At 41.2% G+C, this 18,380-nt stretch carries 16 protein-coding genes; 3 read left to right on the forward strand and 13 right to left on the reverse strand.

The annotated features are described in order from the left end of the window. Positions 1-101 precede the first annotated feature (101 nt). Complete coding sequence (locus DRW07_RS01980; protein WP_124026202.1) at positions 102-1,286, forward strand: tyrosine-type recombinase/integrase; 1,185 nt, start codon at positions 102-104, stop codon at positions 1,284-1,286. Between the two features lie 215 nt (positions 1,287-1,501). Here DRW07_RS01980 and DRW07_RS01985 read toward each other — a convergent pair whose 3' ends face one another. The 3 genes from DRW07_RS01985 to DRW07_RS01995 all read right to left on the reverse strand — a co-directional run bounded on the left by DRW07_RS01985 (position 1,502) and on the right by DRW07_RS01995 (position 4,126). After that, positions 1,502-2,173, reverse strand: a complete 672-nt coding sequence (locus DRW07_RS01985) for a DUF6998 domain-containing protein (RefSeq protein ID WP_124026203.1) — start codon at positions 2,171-2,173, stop codon at positions 1,502-1,504. A 25-nt stretch (positions 2,174-2,198) separates the two neighbouring features. Continuing rightward, positions 2,199-2,411 carry a hypothetical protein gene (locus DRW07_RS01990; RefSeq protein WP_124026204.1) on the reverse strand — a complete coding sequence of 71 codons (213 nt, stop codon included), beginning with the start codon at positions 2,409-2,411 and terminating at the stop codon, positions 2,199-2,201. 140 nt (positions 2,412-2,551) lie between these two features. Continuing rightward, a complete protein-coding gene (locus tag DRW07_RS01995) occupies positions 2,552-4,126 on the reverse strand; it encodes a hypothetical protein (RefSeq protein WP_124026205.1) in 1,575 nt (524 codons plus the stop codon). A gap of 136 nt (positions 4,127-4,262) precedes the next feature. On the opposite strand from DRW07_RS01995, the gene DRW07_RS18590 reads away from it, so the two are divergent. After that, positions 4,263-4,505, forward strand: a complete 243-nt coding sequence (locus DRW07_RS18590; RefSeq protein ID WP_124026206.1) for a DUF4258 domain-containing protein — start codon at positions 4,263-4,265, stop codon at positions 4,503-4,505. Positions 4,506-5,007: 502 nt separating this feature from the next. Here DRW07_RS18590 and DRW07_RS18595 read toward each other — a convergent pair. The 9 genes from DRW07_RS18595 to DRW07_RS02045 all read right to left on the reverse strand — a co-directional run bounded on the left by DRW07_RS18595 (position 5,008) and on the right by DRW07_RS02045 (position 14,443). Beyond that, positions 5,008-5,202 (reverse strand): TIR domain-containing protein, encoded by a 195-nt coding sequence (locus DRW07_RS18595; protein ID WP_124026824.1) that lies wholly within the window; start codon positions 5,200-5,202, stop codon positions 5,008-5,010. Continuing rightward, positions 5,199-5,405, reverse strand: a complete 207-nt coding sequence (locus DRW07_RS18500; RefSeq protein ID WP_124026207.1) for a TIR domain-containing protein — start codon at positions 5,403-5,405, stop codon at positions 5,199-5,201. Before DRW07_RS18500 ends, DRW07_RS18595 begins: the two co-directional genes overlap by 4 nt. Further along, a complete protein-coding gene (locus tag DRW07_RS02015) occupies positions 5,405-5,941 on the reverse strand; it encodes a TIR domain-containing protein (protein WP_124026208.1) in 537 nt (178 codons plus the stop codon). The genes DRW07_RS18500 and DRW07_RS02015 overlap by 1 nt, the downstream gene beginning before the upstream one ends. A gap of 1 nt (position 5,942) precedes the next feature. Further along, complete coding sequence (locus DRW07_RS02020) at positions 5,943-7,178, reverse strand: TRAFs-binding domain-containing protein (protein WP_124026209.1); 1,236 nt, start codon at positions 7,176-7,178, stop codon at positions 5,943-5,945. Positions 7,179-7,187: 9 nt separating this feature from the next. Further along, positions 7,188-8,597, reverse strand: a complete 1,410-nt coding sequence (locus DRW07_RS02025; RefSeq protein WP_124026210.1) for a restriction endonuclease subunit S — start codon at positions 8,595-8,597, stop codon at positions 7,188-7,190. Continuing rightward, positions 8,594-10,102 (reverse strand): class I SAM-dependent DNA methyltransferase, encoded by a 1,509-nt coding sequence (locus DRW07_RS02030; protein ID WP_124026211.1) that lies wholly within the window; start codon positions 10,100-10,102, stop codon positions 8,594-8,596. The genes DRW07_RS02025 and DRW07_RS02030 overlap by 4 nt, the downstream gene beginning before the upstream one ends. Positions 10,103-10,200: 98 nt before the next feature. Further along, the gene (gene hsdR / locus DRW07_RS02035; RefSeq protein ID WP_124026212.1) at positions 10,201-13,635 is read right to left on the reverse strand and encodes a type I restriction-modification system endonuclease; all 3,435 of its coding nucleotides are present in this window, start codon (positions 13,633-13,635) and stop codon (positions 10,201-10,203) included. Between the two features lie 227 nt (positions 13,636-13,862). Continuing rightward, a complete protein-coding gene (locus DRW07_RS02040; RefSeq protein WP_124026213.1) occupies positions 13,863-14,084 on the reverse strand; it encodes a hypothetical protein in 222 nt (73 codons plus the stop codon). Further along, positions 14,081-14,443: a hypothetical protein gene (locus tag DRW07_RS02045; RefSeq protein ID WP_124026214.1), complete on the reverse strand. Its 363-nt coding sequence runs from the start codon at positions 14,441-14,443 to the stop codon at positions 14,081-14,083. Before DRW07_RS02045 ends, DRW07_RS02040 begins: the two co-directional genes overlap by 4 nt. 1,057 nt (positions 14,444-15,500) lie before the next feature. Between DRW07_RS02045 and DRW07_RS02050 the strand changes: the two genes are divergently transcribed. Beyond that, positions 15,501-16,361 (forward strand): hypothetical protein, encoded by an 861-nt coding sequence (locus tag DRW07_RS02050; RefSeq protein ID WP_124026215.1) that lies wholly within the window; start codon positions 15,501-15,503, stop codon positions 16,359-16,361. Between the two features lie 836 nt (positions 16,362-17,197). On the opposite strand, the gene DRW07_RS02055 is transcribed toward DRW07_RS02050, so the two are convergent. After that, positions 17,198-17,974: a hypothetical protein gene (locus DRW07_RS02055; protein WP_124026216.1), complete on the reverse strand. Its 777-nt coding sequence runs from the start codon at positions 17,972-17,974 to the stop codon at positions 17,198-17,200. Positions 17,975-18,380 lie beyond the last annotated feature (406 nt).

Consider the following 18,380-nt stretch of genomic DNA (forward strand, 5'->3'; position numbering starts at 1 on the left):
CTTTAAAGCCTTATAGGGCTATCTAATTCTAGTGTTTATAGGGTTTTGAGCCACCTTGTTCCACTCCGATTAAAAAATAAACGGTGGAGCAAAAGTGGAACATGGCTGAAATTCAAATCAACCTTACAGACAAAATTATTAATTCAATAAAGCGTCCAATTAACCTAACTGTTTACTGCGATGCAAGAAAACCAAACCTAAAGTTGATAGTTCGCCCGAGTGGCAGAAAATCATTTTATTTTCGCGGTAAACGAGGTGGTAAAGATGTAAAACGTAAGATTGGTGATACTGATAAAATTAGCTTGGCCTCTGCACTTTTACGTGTAGAAGAATATCTTCAATTATTTGACGGCGACACAACAGTAAAATCCAGTTCAGCTCGCAGAACTAAGCAGCAATATTGCATTAATGATGTCTTTGAGCTTTATAGAGACAACGAACTACGAAAAAGACAAACTATTGCGGGCAGAGCACACGGATTGGAGGTGGCATATCGCAACCATGTAAAAATGCCGTTTGGTGGAAAACTGGTTGCCGAGCTTACAAAAAAAGAAATCCGGTCATTCTTCCAAACTCTAGAATCAAAAGGATATAGCGTACATAACAAAGCACTTAGTGTTTTAAAATCAGCTTTCAATTATGTTATCGACTATGAAGAGCAAATGGAGATTCAAATAAATCCCTTTGCTCGCATGAAAAAAATGAAGGAGGTGTCTAGAAATCGTTATTTGACCTATGAAGAGGCAAAACGGCTATTATCAGCATTGGAGGTTGTAAAAAATCAGCATGTAGCCGACATTTACAGAATAGCCTTATTTACAGGAGCAAGACTTTCTAATATAAAACAGATGAGGTGGATAGATCTGAACCTCTACTCAGCGATATGGTTTATACCTGCAACAAACACTAAAACAGGACTGACTTATGAAATTCCTCTGCATGACAGGGTCATGGTTCTGCTCAAGCGCAGATCGGTAAAGCCTTTATCAAAAGAATTTGTCTTCCCTTCTTTAAATAAGTCCAAATACGGCTATATCACGGGTGGAGATAATGTTTGGAAGGAAGCGATTAAAATTGCAGGTCTTTATCACGAAAATCCAAATATTCGGCCTAGACCTCATGATTTAAGAAGAACTTTTGCAACTTGGCAGATTCAGTCTGGTGCGGATATTAGTATCGTATCGAAGTCTCTCTGCCATACTTCTTTAAAGCACACTATGATTTATGCTCATACTAATATTGAGCAGGTTAGAGAGTCTCTAGTTGGCGCATTCAAAGGGATTTAAAAAACACATGGATTTTCAATCCGTGCCAGCCTTGTTCTAATGATGCAAAGTATTGATTTTATTGATCTTAGAGAAATCTTCTTTGTGACAAATCATCGTAAAAATGCGAAAAAACGTCACACATAAAGTGTAGTTTTCTCAATCAGATTTAGCGGAGCACTAAAGTGAATGCAAGCATGTTTTGACCATGAATAGCATTCAAATAGTAAAAAATTTCACCTTGAACCAATTGTCCGAATTATAGATGTGCCCAACTGCCGAGTGTTTAAAGGATTGCCATTGGTATTTGTAATTGAAATCGATAGTGCTTCTGCAATTTCACGTAAATAAGGCTTTGTTGGTGTTTGAAGTTCTTCGCTTTTCGTAACTTCAATGGTTCCATTCTCAAGCTCTGTTATTGTATATTCTTTCCAGGTTACCTGTTGGACTGATTCTAGTTTTCTTTTTACAATTTTTGGCTGAACAAGTTTACTCATCGCAATTTTGCAAGCTGCATCTGACGATGGTTGAAACATTAGCTCCCTGGCTTCTTCAGTCGTGCCATCAAAAAGAGTTTCTATTTGCATTTCCTCAATATTGATCTTGAAAATCATTATGCGATCAACCTCATTTAGCGTTCGAGAATTAAATGAAACCTGACCACTAGAGCCTGCTCTACCTGTTGTTTTGACGGAAATTCTCTCTCCGCTTGCACTTACGACATCATAGCCTTTTTGGTTAACGTCTACGGCCATTTGTCCATTGGTGAGTAACGCTGCATATAGCTCTCCTATCCTGCCACTTAGATGCGTTAGCTCGGTTATTGGTACACCCCAGCTCAGTTCTTTGTCTAGCCAAGACATGGCTTCGCCGAGTGACTGAATAATTTGGATCTGCGTTAGGGCCATTTGATTCCCTTAATTGTATTTTGAATTAACTTAAAAGACGTTTCAGATAACTTTCCCGTTCAGACTCACTATTAAAATCGACGATGTTAACAAGTTCAATATCACCCTCGTCTTCCATGAATTCTGCCATCATTGATTCATCAATTATTACTAGGTATCTATCGCCTGACATAGCGGTATAAATAGCGCCACCTTCCGTTAACTTGTAGCGCTTTTTATGTCTAATATCCCAATGCATAACAAATTCCTCTAACGGTGTCAGTTTACCTTACTCGTTTTACTGAATACCGATAAATTTTCATTTATCTGTTTTCGAATGTCATTTTTTGCACAGGTGTATCGTCGCTACTAGCTACTTCCCGTGTGACGTTAATTCATTTATAAGAACTCGTCGAATTCACGTATTTGCTGCTCTAATAGCATCTCTCTTTGCCGAGCTGAATTGACACTGTCAACAATAGTGTGGTGATTTTCGGCAATAATGGAAGACACTTCATCTATTAACGCAGCCTTTACATTAATGAAATTACTACCTTTCAATGCTGTTTTGCGAATAGATGCACAGAGACGTTTGAAATATCTGGCCTGCTTATTCTCATCAATCGCACGAACAACAGTCATTGGAGTCAATCCAGTCACAGAGGCTCCGTCTGGTAGCAGCATAGCCGCATTAATGCCTCGTTGAGCGGCTTTATGGTCAGTTAACCATTGTCTGATGGTTTCTGATTCAATCCCTTTAGAAATTGTTGATTTCACTAGTTCATCAACTTCAATTCTTAAAGTTGAAAATAAGATTAATTCGCAGAATTCTCGTGCTAAGTAATTTGTCTGTTTAGCTTTAGGAAAGCCAAAGTCACAATATTGTTGGAAGCTAAGAGAGTTAGAAAAAGAAAACTGGGCATACCTAACGTAGTTACAGATCACTTCTTTCTCATATGAATTTACTCCATAAACGTCACGTAAGGGGTTCCAACGTGAAAAGCCAAGATGAAAATTTTCCAACCAATTCCCAATATACCGCTCTAAATATTTTGAAAACCCGTTTGTATAATCCCATTGATTTTCAGAGAAAAAATCTTTAATTGCCTCGTCTATATTAGACTCATTGATTTGTTTTTGCTCAACAATACCAAGTGGAATCGAGGACCAAGCGGAGATGTGCCGTTCTGAATCTTCTGGAAATGCTTTTTGCCAATTTTCCAAAAGGTGAGCGAGTATAGAGCGTAGCGGTCGAAAAGATAGGCTGTTTTCGATCCAGCTTGTGGATAAATATGAGGCGTCAACTCTTTGAAGTTGTAGAACATTGCAATTCAGCTCACTTTCTAAAACGTTCTTCCAATTTTCAGGTAATGCAATTGATAAAAAATGATTTAACTGTTGTATTGGTGCTTTTTCTCCTTCAAATAAGTATGAGTAGTACATAGTTACGAACTGTTTCCAAAAAGCTCGCCGATTATTGAGCTGACTCTGGCCATGCTCCATAGACAAATGCCAAATTTGATTGGGGTCATAAATTTCTTCTTCAGGCAACCCTGCATGCATAGCATTGCCAATAACAAGATCCATTTCACACTCTGTTCTTTGTCTTTGGAGTACATTTTCCATACATGCATTAACTTCACGTAATAATAGAGACTCCCTTGATTGGTCTGGAGCATTAAAATATATCGACAGCTCTGCTGGCAATTGCCTTTTTAAAAACTCTCTAACGTAATGATTTAAGTAAACTTCATTTAGACTTAATGCCTTCAACATTGGAACAATGTCATGTAAAGGCATATTCCTCTTATCTTTACAAACAGCAGACAAATTATTGGCAGAAGACAAAACCCTATTGGTATGTTTGCTGGCTTCGGAATGCCACTCATTGCGGCCCAAACCAGCTCGTTCGCGCAGTTTAGACCACATTTCACCTGAGGTTCGAAGCACCCCATCAGTTATATCAAAAATCAATCTGCTAATGCTCCTAACTAATATTTCTCGATAATAACAGCTCAAGAATAAATTAAAAAAGTATCATATTTGATATTTTATTTAGCGATTTTTGCAGGCTATTGTTTTCTTCGAGTACATTAGGTTGGAGAAAATAATGCTTTCAACACACGCAAAAATCAGGATGAAACAGAGAGGTTTTAGCCTAAATCAAGTTGAGTTAATAATTCGTTATGGCGAGGAGCGACATTCAAAAGGTGCTTTCGTTTACACTTGCACTAAGAAAACTTGCCAACATCTTCGTGACTGTGGCCAGTCTCTTAAGGATGTTGAAAAGTGTAGGGGTAGTTATGCAGTAGTTTCTGATGGCATCGTAATAACCGTAGCAAAGATACATTAAGGATAAGGAATGCCAAGAACATCATTACTAGAATCAAAAAAGCAGTTCAATGCAGCTCTCGACTCAGTGAAAAATCGTGCGGAAAGCCCAAACGTATATAGAAAACTGAAAAGACGCCTTCGCAACTTAGCAGAACTGTATACCAGTATTGTTGACAAATCTTCTCCTGAGGCTAGGCAAATACTTATTAAGCTGAATAGAGAAAGGATGGTATTAAAAGAAAAAATAGTTATCCAAGGAGCATCAGAATGTCATCGTTGTAAGGGTCGTGGTATGAGGCAATTTATCCACATAGAAGGTGGTAGGTGTTTTGAATGCAACTGCTACCCGAACTGACGACAGCATAAGAAAATACATGCAGCCCTTCACAGTTGAGCATTATAGTGATATTCATGAAGCTTGCGTCATTAGTGGCTTTTTTTGAGCTGTCATATGTACTGTCATATGTACTAGCTCAGACTTGATCTGACAGTTACCCGTTTTTTCAGGTGCCGCTGTCAGATTAGATTTGAGCTAAATTCTTTTCAGCTGTTAACACCAAGCGATTTCGTCGTACTAATTCAACCACACCATACAGTTCATCTGGTGTTTTGTTTGATCTATCTATCTTTACTGCGACTATCTTCATCTTTAAATCAACAGCTTTCCCAATCTCCCACTTTACCCAAAAGCTTTTATGAGTGTGTTTATCAACTATATATAGAAAGTAGCGGCATTATTTATCTTCGCTGAAATTGCTCGTGTTATTGCAGAAGCGTTTGTACTATTGATAGATACATCAGCCGAATGATCATGAAAGCTAAAGTTAAATTGGCTATTGGCATCCCACGCTTTTAGTAAGTTTTTATAGTTACGGTCATTGTCATAGCCATAACTTACAAATACATTCTTTTTAGCCATTATCCGCAACTCTTATTATTAACAAACCGTTCTCTTGGGTTGTTTATCCAATTGATGTGAGTGAATCGTCTGTTAAAGGCTGAATCAATCGCATTGGTCAATGTACCTTTTCTATTAGGGTAATCAATTACGCGAGCATAACAATCAACCTGAGTATCCGTTTGTTTAAGGTTTAAATTCAGGCGATTCGGGTAACTTTGCTTGTTGTAGCTCGGTAACTTAATGCCGAGAACACCATTTGGGGTGATAGTTTGCCCATTTCTTAAGGATGATTGTAATTCCCAATCTACGTACTTTCTTGCCCAAGTACATTTACCTAACATTACCAAGGTTACAGTAGAGTCCCTTAAATAAAGCTCGCGAATTCTTCTCATAACATAATCGGCATCGTTACTATCAATGATGTCGCCTGGCATTTCTTCGCCAATCCCTCTCGCAATAAACACATCTCTGCCATCATTAAAGGTACGAATAAATTGATTAACCTCATCTGCATCTTCTTTGTGATATGAAATAAAGCACTTATGCCTTGCCATGTTACTCTCCTTGTATCTTATTCTTAGAATTATTAAATGTTTCTACTTCCCAATTTTCAGGGTTTAAACTCATAAATAGCTGTTCGTATTTCTCTGCATCACTTACATTTTCAATAGCTAAATTACAATTTGATAAAGAGGCATAGACCCACTTTTTGTCTATTCGGCTTTCAAAATCACCAACTTCAACTAAATCAGTTAAATCCTTAACAATCTGCTGTCTAACTTTCTTTGCTGCAAACTTTGAATAAATTTGCTCTTCTTCATCTTCAACAGTCTTTGCTTTCTCACCCAAGCAAAAGGCGTAATTTTCTCCATTGTAGTAATCATTAGTAATGTTGAAGCATTTACCATAGTGTTCGATAGCTCTGTCTAGACTAGAAAGATCTTTCGTTGCCCACCACATGTTCTTGTATATCGCACCTGATATGCCCAACGTTTCAGGATCATTAGTTTGATGATCATCCACTACAAGCAGCGAAATAATATTTAAAGCATCAGAAAGTTTGGTCACATCACTAGGTGCCGATTTGTACGTACATAATGCCCATTGTTGTATAAAGTAGGGTTCTGACGGACTATTGTTACCAGCCTTTTCCCAAAACTTTGCCGCTTGGGTAAAGTTGCTATTACTCATTTCTAGCTTAGCTTTCTCTACTAAAGCAAAAATAGCTTTTTCTCTATCAGCTAAATCTTCAATCAGCTCTACGTATTCACTTTCCGGCAAAATCGGTGGGTTAATTTCACGAATAAATTCATAGAGTGGGCTATCAACTTGTTCTTGTTTGACCACATTTTCAATAAGTTCTACAAGATATTTTTTGCATCGTTCAGCTTCATCAACACCAATATCCTCACCAAGGTGAGAATACATGCACATTCTATTGTGATCTAAATCGAAAGGTATCTTTCCGCTTTTCTCTTTCAAGATTATAGTTGAGTAAGGCCGCACGCCATGTCTTATACCTAGCTCATAAATAGCATTAGGGTTAAAAGTCGTGATATCTGCAACAACTAAATCAGCTTGCATTAACAAGGCATACATACTCTTATCAATAAGGCCTGAATCTTTTATTTCGTCAGCGCGCACGCATTCAAAGCCAGCTTCTTCAACAGCGGGCTTAATAATGTTTTTATAGGTTTTATCTAAATCGTAAGTTTTACCAAGATCTGGATCAGTTTTCTTACCAAAACCCATAATTACAAAACAAATTTTTGTTTTAGAACTGCTATTCATGAAATGTCCTTATTGTTTCGTTAATTCACCGCGAAAAGCTTTAGCCAGAATTGACTGTGTGAGTTTGTCTAAACGAGCTTTGGCGGCGTTGTATTGCTTTTCCACAGTATTAGCGTGCTCAAATAATTCAGTTACTCGTTCAACAATCTCTAATTGCTCTTCATACGGTGGGAGCGGGTATGTTAATGCCTCTACATCCGCTACACGCAAATGCTTTACACCTGTTCCAATAGCTTGGCCATTCATACGTTCTTTAAAGTCGAAAGATAATGTATTAAAAACAAGGTAATCGGGCGACACATAACGAGGGTCGGGCCTTAGTAACATCATTCTTTGCCCCATACATAACTGGACAGCCTCCGGAACAATTCCAGCTTCCCCCATTGGAGCCTCTCTCGTAAATATAATATCGCCTGGCTCTGGCGGGCATCGGCGAGACCAGTAATCGTAAGTTTCTTGACTGATATACTTAGCCCCCTCAAGTGATATGACTCCATTTCGAATGTCAGTCGTTCTAATTAATGGTATCCCAGTGTCTATATATGGAGCGGTTTTGTTGTGACAATCAACCACTTTGACCATTGATGACATAAAAGACGTCCATACCCAGCCAGCTGGTAAACCTGCGTCTGGGAGTAAAGGGTTATGTTTTTTTATCTTGGAAATTAGTCGCTTAGTTTCCCTATTTCCATCGGCTATTTCTGCATCTAGTAATTTTTTCCTCTCTTCGCTAAATTGTGCCAGCAAATTAGCCGCAGACTCTACGTCATTCTCCTCTCGCCAATCTTTAGTAAGCTCGCCGGAGGTGGCGGCTGCGAGGACGGATTGGCGGAAACGTTTTAGGATGGTGGGGATTTTGTCGAGGCGTGCTTGTGCTGCTTCGACTTTGGCTAATAACGAATCCAGTTTATCTGCGATGTGTTTTTGGTCTTGTTTTGGCGGAATCGGTAACTCCAACAAAGACAGTTTTTTCTTTGTAATTCTTCTCCTCGTAGTTCCTGTTGCTTGCATTTGGATTTGCTGACGAATTTCAGGAGAGTTAATCCAATATTTTAATAGGCGATTATTTAATATTGAGTCGTCATTAACTCTTGCTATGCATACATCTACAACAGTTACGGATTGACTATCTAGTTTTGGAAATATACTGGCTCGGCCCAAAGGATCTGGCATTCGAGCAATCAACACATCTCCTTCTTTTAAAAATGTGCACCTCAAAAGCTCAGCTTTTTCGTGATTCATAAATCGCTGAGATTTATTTTTAAAAAAGCCATCGCCAATATCAGCTAGCTGAATTAGCCTAATTACACCATTGGAGTCTTGGTCTTTGCTCTCAACCCAGTCTCCATCGCTGAGTAAGCCACCATTTGTAATTTGAGAAATAGTTGCAACTGTCCAACCTTGAGGCAACTGACTCATGCAACAACCTCATCCGTTTCTTCCGCTGCATCTAGCTCAACCAAAATTGACTGTAAATCGGTAATCGCACCTGCTAGTTCTTCAATAGCCTCATTAATTAAAACATCAGGCTCAGGTAAGTTGGCAGAATCTTCAATGCTCTCATCTCGAATCCAAGCAAGGTCGAGTGAGTCGTCTTTAGTGGCAATTTCCTCTCGGGTAAAACAACGTAAACGGCACGTATCCACATCGCCAATTTCGCTACCGTTTTTGTGATTTTCAATGAAGGCTTGACGTTTGGCTTCGTCAACTTGAGTCAAATCGCTGCCAACTGCTTCATAAAATTCATCAAAGTGTGCTTTGGTTAAAACAGTACGCTTACCAAACTGAGGTGTATTGGCTCGAAGGTCATATACCCATACTTTCTGAGTGTTACCTTTATCTTTGGTGATATCGGTTGGCTTATCAAAAAACAGCACATTGGTTTTTACACCTGCTGCATAAAAGATGCCTGTGGGTAAGCGAAGGATAGTGTGTAGGTTGCACTTTTCCATCAAGTCATTGCGGATTTTACGCCCTGTTGAACCTTCAAATAATACGTTATCTGGCAATACAACAGCGGCACGACCACCTGGCCTCAACATGCTGTGATACATGGCATGTAAAAATGCTAGTTGTTTGTTAGAGGTGTAGTGAACAAGGTCGTCTCTTGTTGGTACACCACCACCTTGTTTAGTGCCAAAGGGTGGGTTCGCTAGAATCAAACTTGCCTTTGGTAAGTCTTTGCCTTCGTTTGATAAGGTGTCGCCAAACAGTACACCTGCATTGGTATCGTCTACCGCTAGGTCGTGCAGCATCAAATTCATCATGGCTAGGCGACGGGTGTCTGGCACTAGCTCCATGCCAAAGAATGTGCCATGTTGATATTTGTCGTAAGCGGCTTCGTCGAGCAGTTTTATGTCGTTGTGTTTTTCGATTTCATGGTGTGCTGCTATTAAAAAACCGCCAGTGCCTGCGGTAGGATCTACGATGACATCATTAAGGTTAGGCTTCATCAGCTCAACCATTACCTCAATAAGCACGCGCGGCGTAAAGTATTGACCCGCGCCAGACTTTTTCTCGCTGGCGTTAACTTCTAGCAAGCCTTCGTACATATCTCCCAAACCTTCTTGTTTGGCTGAATACCAGTCGAGGTTATCTATTTCAGTAACAAGTTTATTTAGTGTCGCAGGCTTACGAATACAGGTAGACGCATCTGCAAAGATAGCTTTGGTAATTAGTGAGCCATGTGAGCCTAAATGGATCAGTAATTTTTTATACTCTTCTAATCGTGTGGCGGCATTAAACTTTTCAATGTCTGACCAGCGGTAGCCTTCGGGGATAAGCTCGTCCTGACTGGTCTCTTCAATCATTTTCAAGAAGATAAGATAGGTCAGCTCGTTAAGGTACTCATGGTAGGTAACGCCGTCGTCACGAAGGAGGTTACATAAATTCCAGAGTTTGTTGATTAAATCTTGTGTACTCATTTAGTTGCTCTAGTTTTGTTCTTTTAAGTCGGCTTGGAAGCTGTGTATCAAAGCGTCCGAGTAATATGAAAATTATATGATTTCAATATTATATAGGGTTAGGCCGATTGCTGTTGCTCATCATCTGACCAAATAGCTTTATTAAACTGATTTAAAATCTCTGTGACAGGTTGGTCAAACAGTTTGCTGGCACGTTTAACTCCCCCCATATTTTTAAAAATCCCCTCGTTAAGGTTACTTTTATCTACCACGATATTGGCTTTAATTTGCCCTGCGATGGTTTCGAGCCACTCTCGCTGTGGTGTTTTCCAGGGTTGGCTGATAAGTATCTTGTCGAGTGCTCTATCTACGCGTTGGTCGTAAGGCTCCAGTGCTTCACCTATAGCTGCCTGACGAATAAAGCCTATGATGCGTGCAGCAATATCTTCATTTTTGACTTCTTTCCATGCTTCTTTTAGGTCTTGCTCACGAAATTCGTTTTTCTCAAGCTCTAAGGCTAACGCTTTAAGGCTGTCACGGGTTAGCTCCCAAGGGCGTTGGATTACGGTTTGAATGGCTACCATGCGATTACTGTTAGCATTCACAAAACTGGAAAATGCGGTGAGATAGTCTTCTGGCTTTTGAGCACTGCCGTACCCCGTAGACGTACCCGTGATTTCGTCGTCATGCTCGGAAATAACTATGGTAGTACCTCTACCCGAACTTGGCATTTTTATATCCAGCAGTTCACCTAACCCAGGATGATTGACAAACCAATCGGCAACGTCAGTCAACTTCATGCCCTTGAGCTCTTGAGCAAACTCTTTGGGTGGCTTGCCAACAATGCGCTCAAAGTCTGAGTTTTGCTTTGGCGAAAGATAATTCTTTTTGCTTTGTAATTTGGCGAGGAACTGGTCTTTTGCCAACTGTTGCAGTTTGGGGTCGGCGCTTTGCGTGATCTCTGTTTCTAGCTCCTTAAAAGTAATATCCACTTTGGTGACCACAGGTTTCATGCTGTTGACCTTTTCAAGCTGCTTATAGATATCCACAGCATCAAAAATACGGAATCGCTCTTTAGCAATATCGTCACAGCGGCGAGTAGCACGGCCCAGCATTTGCTCGAACAAAATGCGGCTGTTGACGCGGCGCAAGAACACAAGGTTACATATGGATGGAACGTCAACACCCGTGGTAAGTAAATCTACCGTTACCGCTATATTGGGGAGGCGATCATTTTTATATCGTCGAATTTTTTCTAGCGGTTTGTCTGATGCGCCCGTGATTTTTTGGATGGCATCGTCTTCTACTTCGCCGTGGTAGCTCTCACAAGCCTCTTTCAGTGCTTCTACTACTTCATCTGCGTGTTTGTCTGTTACGCAAAATATCAGTGACTTTTCCGGTGAGTACGGATTAAGTGAATCACTTTCTATCAACCATTTGCACACTATTTTTGTGAATTCTGGTGCAATGACTTTTCGGTTAAATTGGGCAACATCAAAGTTGAGTTCATCCGGCGTGTTAATTAAGTCCAACTGCTGAGTTTGCGGATCATAGACCTGCACTTCTTCGTTAACTTGGTACTTGATACCGTCGGTATTTAACTTGGTATGAATGCGAGTTGGTGGCAAGTGATCGACAAGGTAACCATCAATAACGGCTTCTGTGTAACTGTAAGTGAACACAGGGTCGCCAAAGATATCTTTGGTATGCAATGCAGGGGTTGCAGTTAGACCGACTTTAAATGCGTCAAAATATTCGATGACTGCGCGATACTTTGACATGTAGTCTTTTTGATCGCGGAATTTGATTTCAGTTTCACTGAGTTCGCGATCTAACAAGTAACCACGATGGCATTCATCCACAACAATGCAGTCGTACTGCCCCACACCAGGCTTAGCGCCATCATCAGATGGATACATAATACGCTTTACTAAACCTTGTACAGTGGCAACGTGAACTTTGGTGTCGTCTTCTGGGTTTGGTTTGGCGGCTTTTTCTGGCTCGATGCCTAACACTTCAAACGTATCAGCAAAGGTATTGAGGTTTTCCATTCGTACTTCGCCAAAATCAACCGTAGCTTGCACACCTAAAGCACTTCTATCGACTAAAAATAGAATGCGACGAAAACGTTCTGCTTTTAATAGGCGATAGACTAAGGCAATACAGGTTTTTGTTTTCCCTGTGCCCGTCGCCATTGCCACCATCGCTTTGTCTTTACCGTCTTTAATGGCTTGTTCAACACTTAAAATAGCTTTTTTCTGGTAGTCACGAAGTTTAAGTTCGTAATCAAAGCCCATGTCATCTAGCTCATCATTCGCTTTTTGAGGGGTTTGGCGCAGATAGGTCTTTATTTCGTGTGGCGAATACCAGCCTTTTAACGCTTTACGACGGTTAGTGTTGTCTCGAACGTCTAAAAACCAGATCCCGCTTTCTTGCTCTAGTTGTTTAATGTACGCGCGGCCATTTGTTGCGAAGGTAAGAGGTGCATTGAATTCACCATAATGGGTTACTTCTATGTCTGCTGACAATTGCTCGATGCCACTGGCGTAGCGCTTGGCTTGGTCAATTGCACCATATACATTCTTAGCTTTTTTCTTCGCTTCAATCACACCAACCAGCGTCATACCTATGAAAAGAGCATAGTCAGCTGGGCCTGATTTAGTCGGCCACTCGGCAATGGCTTTATTCTTGTTTGGTTCTGGCCGTGCGCCTTTTGAGAATCGTAAATTTTCAGTGTCAGCTTCCCAACCTGCATCAACCAGCTGTTGGTCAATAACAACACGCGTTTCTGCTTCATCCATCTCGAAGGGTGATTTTTCAATACGATTAAGTTCAGCCGCTTGTTCTTCTTTAGGTCTTGCTTTGAAGGCTTCAAAGTGATCTTGATTGGCCTTTTCTAGTTCTGCACGGTATTTAATTAACGCTTCTTCTTGTTCCTGTGCAAGCTGTCGCCACACCTCACGCTCTTCAGCCATATGCTCAGCGCGTCTGCGCTCAGCTTGAGCTTTCTCATGCTCGACTTTGCGTAGCTCTTCGGCCACTTTTATCCGGTCTGTTGTGCGTTGTGATTCTACTTGAAGCTGTGCAAGCTGCTCTTCAATCTGACGCAGGTATGCAGAAGGATCCTCGGGTTTGATGAATTTTGAAACTTTAAACCCTTTCGCTTTTTCACCGCCAAAGGTCGCATGAAACCACATTGCAAGCGCATGGCCCACCATCATCGATTTAAGTGCATCACGGTGACTACTGCTATCTATAAATTCATGGTTAGCGGTATTGCCAAGCTTTCTTAAGGTGTGAAACGCATCGCGAACGTTATCATCAAGCCTGAGCGAATAGTCGATGTCTCTAAGTAAATCGATTTGCCTGATATCACTTCCAAACTCAATACCAATCCGTGACGCAATACTCTGAGCAATAGCCTCTCCCAGCTGTCTCATCTTGATAAGCGTGGTATTGGGATCGGGTGCAAAATTTCGCTCTGCACTGGCAGCCAGGTTATAAAACCACTCGCCGTGTAATTTGAGAAATTCGAAGTTACTGGTATGAACCATACAACTGTCCCTGTGGATTCGATATACACACAGACTATATACCAAAGTAGAAGATGTATTCAAAACACATGAATTCACAAGAAATTTGTGAGATTTATTTAGTCAGCGTGATAAAGCGGACATTGAACAAACGTGGAGAGTTGTTGGCGAATACTGGTCAATCTTAGAATCAAGAGAACTAACATTATTACTGGTGATAGTTCGCCGTCCCTGGCTGAGGACAAAAACTAATAGAACCGAAGCAAGGCAAAACATAGCAACGCACGACCATCACCCTTTTGGGCGTAGCAAGCACGATAACGTCTTATGCCGAATGTTACTTTGGCGTTGAGCAAACAACTGAGTAACAACACCTCTGCGGCTGAGTAGACTATTGCAAGGGTGATGAGTACGCCGTGCAATAATCCAATGACCATGCAAAGTGCTTTCACTGCGGTGTTTTTACTCACCAGTCATCACTTAAGGCGTCAAACCATGTATCCATGAAGCTATCGCTGCCAGAGGTGTCGTGAATATCATTGAATGGGTCTATGCTACTGCCAAATATGTCATTGTCACATGCGCTTGAAGACTCACTGGTTGTTATCTCTTCTATCTCAGGCGTATTGGGTTGACCTATGGCATTACCCATGACATCAATGCTGGCATTTGGCGTTATTAGCGGTAAGCCTGTTGTAGGGTTGATTGAAGTTGATGTTGGCGAGCTATCATCTTGCTCGACATTGCTATCAGTGGCCTCAAATGTATTGTTGTCATCTTGACGTGGTGGGATACCTAAAAAACCGGCGAGGGTAAATTCATGTTTCATTGTTTTCTTTTCCTGTAAGTGATTCTCTACACTGGAAAAATTAATGAAATTATGGTAATTTTCAAATTCTTGACTGCGATGCTCAGCAACAACAATTTGCCCTAATGTAGAGATTGTTAGGTAAAAATTGGACAGGTAAAAGTGCCGACCAAATGGGCATTTGGCAGCACTGCATTTCTTTTTTGCACCTTGTGGTGCATCACTTTTAAAAAAAAGCGTATTGATTAACTGGTGTCATGTAGTGGCATCTTAGTCACACTCCTTATTGTTGATAGCTTGGCAAAAGTGGCCACGTTAATGTGTCGGTGACAGCGTTTAAATTCGGTGAACCCGTGGCTGTAGCGTATGAAGGTTAAGCAGATGAGAGCGTGCACAGACTCTCACTCGCTAGCGTTTCATAGGCATATTGTGGCCGATGCATTTTGTGCGACAAAAACTTGATTAGGCTAGGCGCTCTGCCTGTGCGAAGCGCACAACTCGCATTTGCGTAACACGCAAACTGCAAAAACAGCGTTTGTGAAACAAACCGATAAAACGCGTAAGAGAAAGACAATGACATTGTGTTTGTCTGAAGCAGGCCATTGTCCGTGGCAGCGGACTCCCCTCATTAACGTTTTGCCTCAAGCAAAATGGGGTGGCTGCTATAAGCAGACAGTCCACCTTTTTCTCAAAGCAGAAAAGCGGCATGTCGCCAACACACTACGCGTGTAAATAAATGGCACAGTGTTATGAGGCGTTAATGGGGGGAGTACGGTGCAACCGGACAATGGCCCTGGAATGGAAAGGTGAAGGTGAGAAAAACACCTTCAGTCAGCGTGTCAATTATGATTGACCGTAGAGCTGACGGGCCTTACCAGTCCATTTGCTCTCAGTGCGGTGCAGTGAGGGCAACTGCCGACAGGCAGAGTGTGTTGTGACAATCGTCACGACATTCATTCGGTTGTAGGCTTTACATCGTCTCCTGATGAAAATCAGGGTGTATGGCGCAGACTTGTGGCCTTAAAATTTCACTGTCTTGTTCCTTTTTAGTGATATCGCAATCAAAAAAGGAAACAGCATGACACTAACACCCCACGACCATGAGGTACTCAATCATTTATCCGGTATCGATATGCGCTACCACCATGGCAGAAATAATTATGAAATTGGGGCGCACAGAAAGGCATTGAGCCTATCCATCGCAGGTCGGTTTTCCATGATAGCCCCTGTGCTAATTAGGCCACTTTATGGTATTACCCAGCGCGCTGCACTGACGCACCTAAATAGCCTTGTTGGCCTTGGCTATCTGTCTGTCTTTCACACTCACCGTGCCATCGATAATCGGCTTTATGTATTAACAAGAGATGGGGCCGCCTATGCCTCTGAGCTTATTCAATACCCCATTCCATTTCGTTCCCAATCCTCACCCTCACTCCAGGTAAATCACAACACCATCGCCCATGACTTAATGAATGCGTATGTACTTTTACGCGGGGTTAATCGCGTTAATAGAAACGGGGAGCCCAATCCCCTGTGGAGCGGGTTTGTCACTGAGCGGGAATTTGCCAGGCTTTATCCATCACATCTTGTTCGCACCGTAGATGGACTAGTCAGAGAGGTTAACGAGAAGGCAGGCTTTGCGGCTCTAGAGCTTGAAAACAGTTTTAAAAGTCGGGCTTTAAGAAAAACCATCTTGGAGAAATATGCTTATGCACTTAAAAGCGGTTGTTACGACAAAGTGTTTTTGTTCTCGCAGCAACGCAAAATCTTTGATGATGCCAGGCGGCTTCATGACGATATTTTTGAGGCAGAGCGGCATGCACAAACCCAATCTAAAAAGGGAGTGTCACTGACATTGTCCGATATAGAGAGGTTAGAGCGAGACCTGATTTTTAGAACCGTGTTTTGTGATGAGCTGCAACATACATTCTACCCATAAAAAAAGCGCTCATCCGAGCGCTTCAATCATGGCGTGTACCCATACCTTCGCTTCACAGCATGAGGCGCGATGGATAAAACCCCCGCCGTTAATGATAAGAGTAGCAAGCCCTCATCCTTAACAGGCAGTGCAGGATGTAGCGGAATCTCACAGACGGCCCTTATCCCATACAAAATGAGAAAGCCGTAAGTAAATACTGTTAACACCTCTGCCAGTAAACTACATAGTGCCCTTATTAAAACGTATTTATATGTCCTCATGCATTGTTCTCCTTAAAGTTAGTCAAATGCATAGGTAAGTAGGTGCGTCGTAGGGGAAAATGACAACAAAAAGAGTGAAACGGAATAAACCCAAAAAAGAAAAGGCGGACCATAAGCCCGCCTTTTCCAAAAAAGTATTTGTCTTCAACACGAGGGTTGCGCGACGTCTCCTGCAACGACGTGACTCCATCAGAACGCTGTGGTTGCTGATTACGACGTAATATTCGTTCTGCCAATATTACCTGACTCAATCGCTAATGCGCGGCAGGTGCGCTAGGCGCATGTTTCGGCCAGTATCGTTGTCAATTTGTCCTAGTGAGGCTTCATGTGATGCCTACACAGGTATGTAGTCTCTAGGTAGGGAAATATCCAACATTTACAAAGATTTCCACCTCGCTTTTTATTTTTAGTGATACCTCCAATGATATTTTTTGAATAAACATTGCTGAATAGAGTTTCTGGGGCGGTAATGTGCGTAAAACGGTCGTTGGGATTTAGGTCAATCCCATTAAAAAAGTCTTTAGCAAACGTGTTGATGTAATTGTGGAAGTGTATATTTGCCCGTTACAAAGGCATTTAGCCATTTCGTTCAAATGAGATAAATATATATCGATAACCAACTACATCCACACCATCGACTTCACCATAAAAAGCGCTGCTACTTCCATAACCAGTTGCTCCTTCATTACGCAGAAAGTCCTGTGAATACAAATCACTATGTGCTTGGCTAGAGGTATCCGAGATCGTTTCAAACAAACGAACCTCACAACTACTTTGCTTACATGTCACTTTGTCTAGAAAAAAGCCATTTGCATCATCGTGAAAGTTCAAAAAATCACTTATCTGAGTTTCTTTATTCAAAGCCCAAGAATAATCTCGCTCCGCGTCTAAGTGTTCCTTGTACTTTTGCCGTGTAATTAAACCTGCGTACGTTATAGTATCTGTAAATGGATGGGGAAGAGCCGCATCAATTTCGTCTTGCGTCAGGTTGTCAGGTAAAGCCACACCGGCTTCCCTTAACAAATGCATTAATTCACTTATTTGATTTAGGCTCCCAGAATAGGTTTTACTCAGTCTTTCGTAGCGGTCTAAACTTTCTTGATAGGCTTCAGATTCGCATTGTCCAGTGTTTGCATTTTCGCGTGATTCAAACTGTGTGGATTTTGGAGAAGGTTCCTGTGTCTGTTGCTCATTTGATTCAATAGAGGGAATTGACTGAAACTCAACAAGGTCTGCTTCAGAATGGATAGGCTCTTGAGTTGGATTTAACTGAGTACCAAAACTATTGATTCCTAATGTATAGCCAATCAATAGTCCAGCAACTACTCCAATTAGCCACTTCCATGTACTCATATTTTTCACTCCTTTGGCTATATTAGTGATTTCTGCAATTACTTTTAGCAATTTACAACAGCTTACTGGTTCTCTTCAAATAATGCTTGAGTATCTTGAATCGTTCTATTGAGTCTCCAATCTCATAAAAGTCTGCTTCTCGCACACTTTTAATATTCGTTTGCTAGAAACCTACGCCGAATCGAATAGCTGCAAATTGTTCTTTTTAAGGCGATAAATGAAAGCTGTGCGGCTGAAAATTCCGCCAAGTGGCCCCACACGTTTTACATTAACTTAGATAAAGGGTAGCATTTTGCATCAGTTATCTATTTATCTATTAAGGGGGTGTCTTGTATGTATCGTCTATCTACAAAATCAAAATCTACACCGTCCTTACTTGCCTATCTGTTTTAGAAAGCAACTCTTA

Origin of the sequence: Paralteromonas sediminis (assembly GCF_003820355.1) — a bacterium.
GTDB classification, from domain to species: Bacteria; Pseudomonadota; Gammaproteobacteria; order Enterobacterales; family Alteromonadaceae; genus Alteromonas_F; species Alteromonas_F sediminis.